Source organism: Mesorhizobium sp. CAU 1732, assembly GCF_039888675.1.
Taxonomy (GTDB): Bacteria; Pseudomonadota; Alphaproteobacteria; order Rhizobiales; family Rhizobiaceae; genus Aerobium.
Window position 1 is genome coordinate 991,287 of record NZ_JBDQQR010000001.1, and the last position, 12,237, is coordinate 1,003,523.

Annotated in this window: 12 protein-coding genes; 10 read left to right on the forward strand and 2 right to left on the reverse strand. The window is 64.2% G+C overall.

Going from position 1 to position 12,237, the window contains the following annotated elements:
- Positions 1–45: 45 nt before the first annotated feature.
- A complete protein-coding gene (locus tag AAFN55_RS04945) occupies positions 46–1,464 on the reverse strand; it encodes an FAD-dependent oxidoreductase (RefSeq protein ID WP_347797761.1) in 1,419 nt (472 codons plus the stop codon).
- Positions 1,465–1,519: 55 nt separating this feature from the next.
- Complete coding sequence (locus AAFN55_RS04950) at positions 1,520–2,239, reverse strand: TVP38/TMEM64 family protein (RefSeq protein ID WP_347797762.1); 720 nt, start codon at positions 2,237–2,239, stop codon at positions 1,520–1,522.
- Positions 2,240–2,288: 49 nt separating this feature from the next.
- Between AAFN55_RS04950 and AAFN55_RS04955 the strand changes: the two genes are divergently transcribed.
- The 10 genes from AAFN55_RS04955 (at position 2,289) to AAFN55_RS05000 (ending at position 12,204) form a co-directional block, all read left to right on the forward strand.
- Positions 2,289–2,417 carry a hypothetical protein gene (locus AAFN55_RS04955; protein WP_347797763.1) on the forward strand — a complete coding sequence of 43 codons (129 nt, stop codon included), beginning with the start codon at positions 2,289–2,291 and terminating at the stop codon, positions 2,415–2,417.
- 223 nt (positions 2,418–2,640) lie between these two features.
- Positions 2,641–2,775, forward strand: a complete 135-nt coding sequence (gene rpmH / locus AAFN55_RS04960) for a 50S ribosomal protein L34 (protein WP_008833937.1) — start codon at positions 2,641–2,643, stop codon at positions 2,773–2,775.
- Positions 2,776–2,779: 4 nt separating this feature from the next.
- Complete coding sequence (gene rnpA / locus AAFN55_RS04965; RefSeq protein ID WP_347800185.1) at positions 2,780–3,157, forward strand: ribonuclease P protein component; 378 nt, start codon at positions 2,780–2,782, stop codon at positions 3,155–3,157.
- A gap of 9 nt (positions 3,158–3,166) precedes the next feature.
- Positions 3,167–5,005, forward strand: coding sequence for a membrane protein insertase YidC (gene yidC / locus AAFN55_RS04970; RefSeq protein ID WP_347797764.1), 1,839 nt, complete (start codon positions 3,167–3,169; stop codon positions 5,003–5,005).
- A 305-nt stretch (positions 5,006–5,310) separates the two neighbouring features.
- The gene (gene yihA / locus AAFN55_RS04975) at positions 5,311–5,967 is read left to right on the forward strand and encodes a ribosome biogenesis GTP-binding protein YihA/YsxC (RefSeq protein WP_347797765.1); all 657 of its coding nucleotides are present in this window, start codon (positions 5,311–5,313) and stop codon (positions 5,965–5,967) included.
- Positions 5,968–6,142: 175 nt separating this feature from the next.
- Positions 6,143–7,171: a BMP family protein gene (locus AAFN55_RS04980; protein WP_347797766.1), complete on the forward strand. Its 1,029-nt coding sequence runs from the start codon at positions 6,143–6,145 to the stop codon at positions 7,169–7,171.
- A gap of 243 nt (positions 7,172–7,414) precedes the next feature.
- Positions 7,415–8,941: an ABC transporter ATP-binding protein gene (locus tag AAFN55_RS04985; RefSeq protein ID WP_347797767.1), complete on the forward strand. Its 1,527-nt coding sequence runs from the start codon at positions 7,415–7,417 to the stop codon at positions 8,939–8,941.
- Positions 8,931–9,980: an ABC transporter permease gene (locus AAFN55_RS04990; protein ID WP_347797768.1), complete on the forward strand. Its 1,050-nt coding sequence runs from the start codon at positions 8,931–8,933 to the stop codon at positions 9,978–9,980. Before AAFN55_RS04985 ends, AAFN55_RS04990 begins: the two co-directional genes overlap by 11 nt.
- A complete protein-coding gene (locus AAFN55_RS04995; RefSeq protein WP_347797769.1) occupies positions 9,980–10,924 on the forward strand; it encodes an ABC transporter permease in 945 nt (314 codons plus the stop codon). The genes AAFN55_RS04990 and AAFN55_RS04995 overlap by 1 nt, the downstream gene beginning before the upstream one ends.
- On the forward strand, positions 10,921–12,204 hold the full coding sequence (locus AAFN55_RS05000; RefSeq protein ID WP_347797770.1) for an amidohydrolase family protein: 1,284 nt from the start codon (positions 10,921–10,923) through the stop codon (positions 12,202–12,204). Before AAFN55_RS04995 ends, AAFN55_RS05000 begins: the two co-directional genes overlap by 4 nt.
- The last annotated feature ends 33 nt before the right edge of the window (positions 12,205–12,237 follow it).

The window sequence follows — 12,237 nt, forward strand, 5'->3', positions numbered from 1 at the left end:
GATATCACCGCGAACGGCTTCGATTCCATCGAATTGAGGCGTACTTTAGCCGAAGATGCGCAGGAAGCGCACGAGACGTCGGACGATCGGCTTGCGGGCAGCCGCGGCGAAGTAGGAGACGGCCGCGCGCTTGCCGATTTCGCCCATCGTCGGATAGGCGGGCACATAGCCCGTCATGTCGCGAACGCGCATGCCCTTGGAGATTGCAAGTGCCCAGATGCCGATGAGTTCGCCCGCCTGCGCGCCGACGATCGAGACGCCGACGATGCGCTCCTTGCGATCGGCGATCAGCTTGACGAAGCCTTGCGTCTGGCGCTCGGCCTGCGCGCGGTCGTTCTCGGCATAGGGCCAACGCAGGACGTTGATGCGGCCGTGTGCCTTGCGGGCGTCCTCTTCGCCGAGCCCGACATGGGCGATCTCCGGATCGGTGTAGGTCACGCGGGGCAGGATCGTGCGGTCCTCGCGCGCCTTGAGGCGGAAGAGGATCGCGCGGATCACGAGACCCGCATGATAGCCGGCGACATGGGTGAATTGCGGCCCCCCCGCGACATCGCCGATGGCATAGACGCGGCGGTTGGTCGTGCGCAGCGTGTCGCTGACCGTGACGCCCTTCGGCGTGAAATCGATGCCGGCCTTGTCGAGGTCCAAGCCCTCGACATTGGCCTTCCGCCCCGCGGCGATGAGGAGATGCGTTCCATCGATGATCTCGTCGTTGTCGACGTGGACACGGACGCCGGATTTGCCCCTGCGCTCGACCTGCGTGACCCTGGCGTGTTCGCGCAATTCAATGCCCTCGGCGCGAAGCCTGGCCATGACGATCGCGGCGAGTTCCGGGTCCTCGCGACCCAGCATCGTCTCGGCCTCGATGACGACCACCTCCGCGCCGAGGCGGCGATACGCCTGGGCGAGTTCGCTACCGATCGGCCCGCCGCCGATGATGACGAGCTTGGCCGGGCGCCGGGTGAGGTCGAAGATCGTTTCGTTGGTCAGGACCTCGACCGTATCGAGGCCCGGAATCGGCGGAATCGCCGGCGACGAACCTGTCGCGACGACGAAGCGTCTCGCGCGGATTTCGTGGTCGCCCGCAATGACGGTGCGTGCATCCTTGAAGCGGGCATGGTCCCGGATCACCCGCACGCCGAGCGCGGTGAACCGCTCGACCGAATCGTTGGGCGCAATCGCGTCGATGACGCCGTGAACGTGCCGGCCGACCTTGCGGAAGTCGATGTCGGGCTCGGCGTCCGCAATGCCGAACTGCGCGCCATGCCGCATCGCATGCGCGTGCTTTCCGGCCGCGATGAGCGCCTTGGATGGAACGCAGCCATAGTTCAGGCAGTCACCACCCATCTTGCCCTTTTCGACAAGGACGACCGATACGCCGAAGGCCGCCGCACCCGCTGCGACCGACAGACCGCCCGAGCCGGCCCCGATGACGCAGATGTCGGGTGTGAGAGTCTTGGTCATGGCGTAGCTTGCATCCCGTCCCTGTGCCGCAGGCATGAAGTCCTGTCGGGAAGACTTACCCGCGGCGGTTCCGAAGCGTTCTTACGATGGCGGGGATGATCGCGACAAGCGCGAGGCCTGCAAAGGCGATGCAGATCTTCGGCGTGAGGAGGTCGCCGAAGCTCGCCTCACGGCCAGCCTCATGGGCGGCAAGGATGACGCTCTCGATGCCCTCGCCCAGATAGGTGTAGGCGACGACGCCCGGCAGAATGCCCAGAAAGGTGGCCGCCACATACGTCCTGAGACGCACGTCGAAGAGGGCAGGGGCAATGTTGACGACCACGAACGGAAAGATCGGGGCAAGCCGCAGCGCCAGCAGGTACAGGAACGCGTTGTCCTCGAAGCCCTTTGCCAATTTCGCGGCGCGTGGTCCGACGCGGGCTTTCAGCGTATCGCCAAAAGCCGAGCGGGCAGCGAGGAAGAGCGCGCTTGCACCGGTCGTGGCGGCAAACGCGACAAGCACGCTCGACAGGAGCCAGCCGAAAAGGAAGCCGCCGAAGATGGTCAGGATGGATGCGGCGGGAAAGGCGAACGCGACGGCGAGCGCGTAGATGGCGGCAAAGACGAGCGGCGCGAGAATCGGGTTCGCGTCCCTCAGCCCGGTGAGGCGCTCGCGGCTATCGGCCAGGAATTCCAGCGTCAGGTAATGGTGCAGTCCCAGGAGATAGCCGCCCGCGAGGCCGGCGATGACGATTGTCGCCGGGAGATAGCGCCGAAGCATGGTGGTCTGTGCCACAGCGTCTCCTTCTATCGCCATTATGTATGTCGTTTCATCTTGAGATTCAGTGGCTCTAGCGTTCATCGCAGTCGTCGTCCACTTCGTCACGGTGCTGGTCAGCGGGCGTGACGATGGGAGATGGCGCGTATCGTGGCTGGTTCACAAGCACCTCGCGCGTGGTCTCACCGGGTTTTGACCCACGGGTGATGGATTGTCACCACGCCGTGAAGCTTCGCCAAACGTCCAAGGGAGACCGATAGCGTCAATATTGACAGCTTTCGGCCGCATCCCTATAAGCCCGCACACGCTCGGGCCCACGGTCCGGCGCAGCCTTTGGCTGTGCATGGACGATCCCGGCGAAAGCTCCTGCTCTTAAAGAGACAGATCCAAGAAGGGCCGCACTCCGCGGTATTAAAGAAATGAAGCGCACGTACCAACCATCCAAGCTTGTTCGCAAGCGTCGTCACGGGTTTCGTGCCCGTATGGCCACCAAGGGCGGCCGTGGCGTCGTCGCAGCTCGCCGCAATCGCGGCCGCAAGCGGCTCTCCGCCTGAGTTGATCGAAGGCCGGACATCAGAGGTCGCAAAAACCTCGAACCGGCCGCTCGGCAACCCACCAGAGCGCTTGAAGAAGCGTTCGCAGTTTCTGGCCGTCCGGCGTGGTGAAAAGCGCCGCGGGCGGCTGTTCCTGTTGGAAGTTCTCGATCGCGGCGACGCTGAGCCGGCTCGCTACGGGCTGACCGTCACGAAGAAGGTCGGCAATGCGGTGACAAGAAACCGCATCCGTAGACGGCTTAAAGAAGCCACACGCGTCCATGCCGGTGGTGACATGGCTGCCGGCAAAGACTATGTGATCGTCGGGCGACGCGAGATCCTCGACGTCGGCTTCGACGATCTCCGCCAAGAACTCTCCCGCAGACTAAGCGGCGCGCGGTAAGGGAACCGTATGGAAAACAATCGCAACTTCTTCATCACGATCGCGCTTTCCGTGCTGATCCTGACCCTGTGGCAGGTGTTCTACATGAACCCCCGCATCGAGGCTCAGCGTGAGACTGCCCAGATCGAGGCTGAGAGAAATCAGGCAGTGCAGGCGCCGCAACCCGGCACGCCGCCCGTTGCAGGCACGCCGGACGCAGCCGGCGACATACCGGGCGCTCCGGCCGCTGCTCCCGCGGTGCCGGGTGGCGGACAGGGCGCGCCTGTGGCCGCCACGCGACCCGCCGCCCTTGCAGCCAACCAGCGCATTCCCGTCGATACGCCGCGCATCGCCGGCTCCATCAATCTGGCCGGCGGCCGCATCGACGACCTGATTCTCAAGGACTACCGTCTCACCGTCGAGCCGAACTCAGCCAACATCGAACTGCTCAATCCGTCTGCGATGCCTGACGGCTACTATGCCGAAGTCGGTTACGTCGCCGATGCGCAGGCAGGCTCGGTGCCGAGCGCGCAGACGGTCTGGACCGCGGAACCCGGCCAGACGCTGACGCCTTCGACCCCGGTCACGCTCACCTACACCAACGATGCCGGCTTGACGTTCACGCGAACGATCGCGGTGGACAACGACTACATGTTCACAGTCTCGGACGCGGTCGCCAATAGCGGCTCCGCGCCTGTCGCGGTGACGAATTACGGCCGTATCCAGCGCATCGGAACGCCGAAGATCCAGGGCATCTACGTTCTCCACGAAGGCCTCATCGGCGTGACCGGCGAAGAGGGGCTGCAGGAGATCGACTATTCGCAGTTGGCCGAAAGCAAGCAGATCACGCCGGGCAAATCGTCCGACGGCTGGCTCGGCATCACGGACAAGTATTGGGCTGTTGCGCTCGTGCCGTCCGGCCGCGCTCCGTTCCAGCCGCGCTACGCCTATTTCGACGACAACAACACCGTTCGTTATCAGGCCGATTTCAGCATGGACCCGATCTCGGTGGCTCCCGGACAGACCGAGACGATCGAGACGCGCATCTTCGCTGGTGCCAAGGAAACGGCCAAGATCGACGCCTATGAGGAATCGCTCGGCATCCGCAACTTCGATCTGCTGATCGACTGGGGCTGGTTCTATTTTATCACCAAGCCGATGTTCTACCTCATCGACTATCTGTTCCGCCTGCTGGGCAATTTCGGTCTCGCGATCCTGGCCACCACGGTCGTCGTGAAGGCGGTCTTCTTCCCGCTCGCCAACAAGTCGTACAAGTCGATGGCGAACATGAAGATGGTTCAGCCCAAGCTGCTCGAAATCCGCGAAAAATATGCGGACGACAAGATGAAGCAGCAGCAGGCGATGATGGAGCTCTACAAGACGGAGAAGATCAATCCGCTTGCGGGCTGCTGGCCGATCCTGATCCAGATTCCGGTGTTCTTCGCGCTCTACAAGGTGCTGTACGTCACGATCGAAATGCGCCACGCGCCGTTCTTCGGATGGATACGCGACCTGTCCGCGCCCGATCCCACGTCGCTGTTCAACCTGTTCGGCCTGCTGCCCTACGACGTGCCGTCCTTCCTGATGATCGGCATCTGGCCGCTGATCATGGGTGTCACCATGTTCCTGCAGATGCGGATGAACCCGACCCCGCCGGACCCGACGCAGGCGATGATCTTCAACTGGATGCCAGTGATCTTCACCTTCATGCTGGCGACATTCCCGGCCGGTCTCGTGATCTACTGGGCATGGAACAACACGCTCTCGATCATTCAGCAGGGCGTGATCATGAAGCGCCAGGGCGCCAAGATCGAGCTGTGGGACAATCTGATCGGATTGTTCAAGAAGAAGCCGACACCGGCGGAGTAGTCCGCCGAACGCTTGCCCCCTATCGAACGGCCCGCCTCGCGCGGGCCGTTTGCGTTTCCGCCTTTTTCACGTTTCGGTCATCGTGAAACCAATGCCGGCGCCTACGCGTAATTGTTTCCGGGGATGGCGGTTATTCTGACCTCCGCGTACCCCTGAAGCCGGCTCCCGCAAAGCCCCTACGGCGGGGGCCGGCCCTTGAACCCGCCTCGATCTGTGGTCTGGCCGGTTGACAAGATCACCCACAACCTTGATGCAATCCGCGAAGCCGATATCGAACGGCTGAAAGCTTCGGAGTAGCATCGGATATGGCGGACGCCCAGCAAAGCACGGCACGGGAGCTGTTCACGCGGCCGTGGATTTTCATACGCGGCGTGCCGTCGATGAAATTCCTGCCGCCGGAAGGCCCGCCCGAGATCGCCTTTGCCGGCCGCTCCAACGTCGGCAAGTCGTCGCTGATCAATGCGCTGGTCAACAAGAAGGGCCTCGCGCGCACGTCCAACACGCCGGGGCGCACCCAGGAACTCAACTATTTCGTGCCCGACGGCTATTCCGGCAATGCCGGTGACATGCCGCCGATGGCACTGGTCGACATGCCGGGCTACGGCTACGCAAAGGCGCCGAAATCGCATGTCGATGCGTGGACGAAGCTCGTCTTCGACTACCTCAAAGGCCGCGTGACGTTGAAGCGCGTCTATGTGCTGATCGATTCCCGTCATGGCATCAAGGCGAACGACGAGGAGGTGCTCGATCTCCTCGACAAGGCGGCCGTGTCCTACCAGATCGTGCTGACCAAGGCCGACAAGATCAAGGCCGCCGGCGTGCCGCGCCTGCTGGCCGAGACGGCGGAGAAGACCCGCAAGCGCCCCGCGGCCTTTCCGGCATTGCTGGCCACGTCGTCCGAGAAAGGCGAAGGGCTCGACGAGTTGCGCGAGGCCATCGCCGTGGCGGTCAACGGCGGCTGAACAGCCGCGTCCGCACGTTCCGGCGGCAGTCGCTCAGGCTGCCGCTTTTCTGTGCGCATGTCTCTCGTTCCCCGACGTCCCGATTGCCGGGTGACTGGTTTTCGCCTAGCGTTGACCAAACGATAAAAAGACGACGGGATGCCAGTCGAAACTCCCAGCCAGAGGTGGTCCAAACATGCCCAGTTTCTCGAAGATTTTGCCCGTATCCCGCCGCAGCCTGCTCAAGACGGCCGGTGCGGGCGTCGCCGCAGCAGCGACAATGGGATTGCCGACGCGCCTGTTCGCGCAGGACGTCCTGAAGGTCGCAGCCGTCTACACCGTGCCTGTCGAGCAGCAATGGGCCGGCCGCATCCATCAGGCCGCCAATGCCGCCAAGGAGCGTGGCGACATCGAATACGTGTACTCCGAGAACACGTCGAACAACGATTATGAGCGCGTGATGCGCGAATATTGCGAGGCCGGCCACAAGCTGATCCTCGGCGAAGTGTTCGGCGTGGAGGACGCCGCCCGGCAGGTCGCGCGCGACTATCCGGACGTCGCCTTCCTCATGGGCTCGAGCTTCAAGGAAGACCCGGACGTGCCGAATTTCGCCCCGTTCGACAATTACATTCAGGATGCCTCCTACCTCACCGGCATCATCGCCGGCGCGATGTCGGAGACCAAGAATTTCGGCATGGTCGGCGGCTACCCGATCCCCGAGGTCAACCGGCTGATGCATGCTTTCATGGCGGGCGTGAAGGAGAGTGCGCCGGACGCGAAATTCCAGGTCGCCTTCATCGGCTCCTGGTTCGATCCGCCCAAGGCGAAGGAAACAGCCTTCGCCCAGATCGATGCCGGCGCCGACGTGATGTATGCCGAGCGCTTCGGCGTCTCGGACGCCGCCAAGGAGCGCAGCATCCTCGCCATCGGCAACGTCATCGACACGCAGGCCGACTACCCCGAAACGGTGGTCGCGTCCGCCCTGTGGCACTTCGAGCCGACGCTCGACAAGGCCATCGCCGAGGTCAAGGCGGGCACCTTCACGGCAGCCGACTACGGCGTTTATTCGTTCATGAAGGAGGGCGGCTGCTCGATCGCCCCGCTCGGGACGTTCGAGGGCAAAGTGTCTGCGGAAACCATGGCGATGGTCGCGGAAAAGGAAGCCGCCATCAAGGACGGCTCGTTCACCGTGGAGATCAACGACGAGGAACCGAAGTCGAGCTGACGCTTCCTACTCCCCGTTTACGGGGTGACGAGCGGTCCGCGAAGCGGACGGAAAGCCAACGATTTGGCTTTTCGAGCGACGAACGCCCGGAGCGCAAGCGAAGGGCCGGGCCGTTAACTTGATGAGGGGGCTGAGCCAACCTTCCAAAACTCTCGCTGCCCCTCATCTGTCTGCCGGCATCTTCTCCCCTTAAACGGGGAGAAGTGCGCCTTCATATCCGTCTCGCGAACCCTCAACGAACCTATGACCACTCCCGTCCTTCGCCTCTCCGCCGTCACCAAGCGCTTCGGACCGCTGGTCGCGAACGACGCGATTTCGCTCGAACTCGCGGCCGGCGAGGTCGTGGCGTTGCTGGGCGAGAACGGTGCCGGCAAGACGACGCTGATGAATATTCTCTTCGGCCACTACGTCGCCGACGAGGGAACGATCGAGGCGTTCGGCAAGCAGTTGCCGCCCGGCGATCCGCGCGCGGCGCTCGATGCCGGCATCGGAATGGTGCACCAGCACTTCACGCTTGCCGACAACATGACCGTGCTGGAGAACATCGTTCTCGGCACGCAGAGCCCCTGGTCGTGGCGGCTTGATCGCGCCGCTGCCCGCGAACGCATCGCCAAGCTCGCCGGCGATTTCGGCCTCGCCGTCGATCCCGCGCGCACTGTCGGCTCGCTGTCGGTCGGCGAACGCCAGCGCGTCGAAATCCTGAAGGCGCTCTACCGGGACGCGCGCGTGCTGATCCTCGACGAACCCACGGCGGTGCTGACGCCCACGGAAACCGACGCGCTGTTTGCGACGCTGAAAAAGCTCGTCGCGAGCGGGCTCTCGATCATCTTCATCTCGCACAAGCTGCACGAGGTCATGGCGGTCAGCGACCGTGTGCTCGTTCTGCGTGGCGGTAAGCTCGCCGGTGAGCGTGTGACGAAGGACACCACGCGGCAGGATCTGGCGGCGCTGATGGTCGGCCAGGACGTTGCCCAGCCAGCCGTGGAACCCGTCGAGCGCGGCGAAGCGCTTTACGTGCTCGATGCCGTGTCGACCGCGCCCGGTTCAGGCGGCAGCGCGCTGAGCGCCGTATCGCTCGCGCTGCATGCCGGTACGATCACCGGGCTGGCCGGCGTCTCCGGCAACGGGCAGGCAGCCCTTGCAGGCCTCCTCGCAGGCACGCAGAAGCCGGTCGCCGGCAGCATGCGGGTGGGAGATCGTGTTGTCGCGGACTGGTCGCCTCGCGCCGCGCTGGCGGCCGGCATCGCCCGCATTCCCGAGGATCGTCACGCGGTGGGTTCCATCGCGGACATGAGCGTCACCGAAAACGTCATCGCCGAGCGATACCGCTCGCCGCGCTTCTCGCGCTCCGGCTTTCTCGACTGGAAAGCCGCACGCGCCTTCGCTGAGGACCTGATCCGCGACTACGATGTGAAATGCCCGTCGCCCGAGGCGCGCATTCGGCTCCTTTCGGGCGGCAACATGCAGAAGCTCATTCTTGGCCGCGCGCTCGACCCCGAGCCGGTCGTGATCCTCGCCAACCAGCCGACGCGCGGCCTCGATGTCGGCGCCGTCTCCTATGTTCATCGACGGCTGCTCGAAGCGCGAAAACGCGGTGCCGCGATCCTATTGATTTCCGAGGACCTCGACGAAATCCAGGCGCTGTCGGACGACATCTGCGTGATCTATCGCGGCAGGCTCTCCGCTCCCTCGGCGCGCGGCGAGCGAACCGTGCGAGAGCTCGGCGAACTGATGGCGGGGCATGGATCGGAGATGGTCGATGCGGCTTGAGCCCAAGCCCGCCCCCTCGCTTGGCGTGACGCTCGCTTTTCCGGTGGGCGCGATCGCCGTCACGATCCTGATCTCGTCGCTTCTGGTACTCGCCGCCGGCGCGTCACCCTTTTCGGTCTTCGCACTCGTCGCGAAGGGCGCGGCCGGGTCGCAATTCGCGCTCCTCGAAACGCTGACACGCGCGACGCCGCTGATCTTCACCGGCCTGGCAATCGCGGTCGCCTTCCGCGCAAAGCTTTGGAACATCGGTGCCGAGGCGCAGCTTTATGCGGGCGGGGTTATCACGGTCGTTCTCGGCACCGGCCTCTTGCCGCTGCCCGCGCCGATCCTCATACCGCTGATCATGGTGGTGGCGATGGCGGCCGGCGCGCTGCTGCTGCTCGGTCCCGCGATCCTGAAGACCCGCTTCGGCGTCGATGAAGTGGTGACCACGCTGCTGCTCAACTTCATCATGCTGCTCTTCGTCTCGATGCTGCTCGAGGGCGTCCTGAAAGACCCGATGGGCATGGGTTGGCCGCAGTCGCAGCGCGTGGTGGCCGATGCGCAACTGCCTCGGCTGATCCCGCGCACGCGCCTGCATCTCGGCTTCGTCATCGCCGTCGCATCCGCTGTGATCATCTGGGTGATCATGAAAAAGACCACGCTGGGTTACGAGATGCGCGCCGTTGGCCACAACCCCGAAGCCGCCGCCTTTGCAGGCATCCCGGTCAAGCGCGTGCTCATGAAAACGGCGCTGCTCTCCGGCGGTCTCGCCGCTCTGGCGGGCTTCTCCGAAGTGGCGGGCTTGAAGGGCAATCTCACCAGCGATCTCTCGCCCGGCTTCGGCTACACCGGCATCGTCGTAGCGATGCTGGCAATGCTCAACCCGCTCGGCGTCATCGTGGCCGCGATCTTCGTCGCCGGCATCTTCGTCGGCGCCGACGCGATGAGCCGCAGCGCGGGCGTGCCGTCCTACATCGCCAATGTCATGGTCGCGACGTCGCTGCTGACCATGGTCGTCGCGATCATGCTGACGCGGTTCAGGGTGAGGTGGCGGTGATGATCGAAGCCTTCGAGATCCTGTTCACGGCATCGTTCTGGGTCGCAGCGATCCGCATCGCGTCGCCGCTGATCTTCGCCACCATGGGCGAACTGATCTGCGAGCGCGCGGGCGTGCTGAACCTCGGCATCGAGGGCATCATGACGGTCGGCGCGTTCGCAGGCTGGGTAACCGTCTATGCCGGCGGCGACCTCTGGACGGGCGTCGCGATCGCAGCGCTTGCGGGCGCGATGTTCGGCCTCCTGCACGGCACGCTCACCGTGCCGCTCGGCCTGTCGCAGCATGTCGTGGGCATCGGCATCACGCTTCTCGCGACGAGCCTGACCTATTTCACCTACCGCCTCGTCCTGCCGGAAGTGACCTCTCCACCCAAGATCGAGCCGTTCCAGCCTTTTTCTATTCCGGTCCTGTCCGACATTCCGATTGTCGGCCCCGCGCTCTTCAACCAGACGCCGCTGACCTATCTGGCCTTCGTCACCGTCGCGCTCGTCGCCTGGGTACTCTACCGCACACCGATCGGGCTTGCGGTGCGCGCCGCCGGCGAAAACCCGTCCGCGGTCGAGGCTCAGGGCATCAGCGTCACCGCGATCCGCATCGGCGCAGTGATGATCGGCAGTGCGCTGATGGCGGTCGGTGGGGCGTTCCTCACCATGTCGGCCTTCAACTCGTTCTTCTTCGAGATGATCAACGGTCGCGGCTGGATCTGCATCGCGCTCGTCGTCTTCGGGTCGTGGCGGCCAGGCAAGGCGCTGCTTGGCGCGATCCTGTTTGCCGCCTTCGATGCCTATCAGGTGCGGCTCCAGCAGATCACCGGCGGGGTCGTGCCCTACCAGTTGTTCCTGATGATGCCCTACGTGTTGTCGATCCTGGCATTGGTGCTGGTGGCGCGACGTGCGACTTACCCCAAGGCGCTGATGATTCCCTACCAGAAAGGTGAGCGATGAGTTTCGACCTGATCGTCAAGGGCGGCATCCTGCCCGACGGGCGCGCGGCCGATATCGCCGTGTCAGGCGGCACGATCGCCGCGATCGAACCGTCGATCCAGGCGGAAGCCGGCCGGATCGTTGATGCGAGCGATTGCCTCGTCGCACCGCCCTTCGTCGACCCGCATTTCCACATGGATGCGACGCTCTCCTACGGCATTCCGCGCATCAACGCGTCCGGAACGCTCTTGGAAGGCATTGCGCTCTGGGGCGAGTTGAAGCCGCTCTTGACGCATGAAGCCGTGAAGGAACGCGCGCTCGCCTATTGCGACTGGGCGGTCTCGATGGGGCTGCTGGCGATCCGCACCCATGTCGACACTTGCGATGACCGCCTGCTCGCCGTCGAGGCGCTGCTGGAGGTCAAGCGCGACGTCGCGCCCTATATCGACCTGCAACTCGTGGCATTCCCGCAGGACGGGCTCTACCGCGATCGGACGGCGCGGGCCAACACGATCCGCGCGCTCGACATGGGCGTCGATGTCGTGGGCGGCATCCCGCATTTCGAGCGCACGATGGCCGACGGGACGCGTTCGGTCACGGACCTCTGCGAGATCGCGGCGACGCGCGGGCTGATGGTCGACATGCATTGCGACGAGACGGACGATCCGCTGTCGCGTCATATCGAGCAGCTTGCCTATGAAACGCAGCGTCTCGGTTTGCAGGGCAGGGTGGCCGGCTCTCATCTGAGTTCCATGCACTCCATGGACAATTACTACGTCTCGAAGCTGCTGCCGCTGATCGCCGAGGCGCAGGTTGCGGCGATCCCCAATCCGCTGATCAACATCATGCTGCAGGGCAGGCACGACACCTTCCCGAAACGGCGCGGCATGACGCGGGTCAAGGAGATGCTCGCGCACGGCATCCGTGTCGGCTTCGGACAGGATTGCGTGCTCGACCCGTGGTATTCGCTGGGCACGGCCGACATGCTCGACGTCGCCTTCATGGGGCTGCACGTCGCGCAGATGTCGCATCCCGACGAGATGCGCAAATGCTTCGACATGGTCACCGTCGAAAGCGCGGCGATCATGGGGCTCGACCACTACGGCCTCGAAATCGGCAAGGCCGCGAGCCTCGTCGTGCTGGATGCCGCCAACCCGGTCGAGGCGCTGCGCCTGCGGGCCGAGCGCTTGTGCGTCGTCGCAAAGGGCAAGGTCGTCGCCGAGCGCGAGCGTCGCGACACGTCGCTCTCTATCGCCGGCCGGCCCGGCACCATCAATCGCCGTCACAAGCTGCCCGATTGACAAACTCGACTACCGCGTTCCACTTTAACAGGC

Bases quoted from the DNA above. Each gene is read 5' to 3' on its own strand.
- rpmH (WP_008833937.1), top strand. From the start codon at position 2,641: ATGAAGCGCACGTACCAACCATCCAAGCTTGTTCGCAAGCGTCGTCAC.
- AAFN55_RS04945 (WP_347797761.1), bottom strand. From the start codon at position 1,464: ATGACCAAGACTCTCACACCCGACATCTGCGTCATCGGGGCCGGCTCG.
- AAFN55_RS04980 (WP_347797766.1), top strand. From the start codon at position 6,143: ATGCCCAGTTTCTCGAAGATTTTGCCCGTATCCCGCCGCAGCCTGCTC.
- yidC (WP_347797764.1), top strand. From the start codon at position 3,167: ATGGAAAACAATCGCAACTTCTTCATCACGATCGCGCTTTCCGTGCTG.
- AAFN55_RS04990 (WP_347797768.1), top strand. From the start codon at position 8,931: ATGCGGCTTGAGCCCAAGCCCGCCCCCTCGCTTGGCGTGACGCTCGCT.
- AAFN55_RS05000 (WP_347797770.1), top strand. From the start codon at position 10,921: ATGAGTTTCGACCTGATCGTCAAGGGCGGCATCCTGCCCGACGGGCGC.
- yihA (WP_347797765.1), top strand. From the start codon at position 5,311: ATGGCGGACGCCCAGCAAAGCACGGCACGGGAGCTGTTCACGCGGCCG.
- AAFN55_RS04985 (WP_347797767.1), top strand. From the start codon at position 7,415: ATGACCACTCCCGTCCTTCGCCTCTCCGCCGTCACCAAGCGCTTCGGA.
- AAFN55_RS04995 (WP_347797769.1), top strand. From the start codon at position 9,980: ATGATCGAAGCCTTCGAGATCCTGTTCACGGCATCGTTCTGGGTCGCA.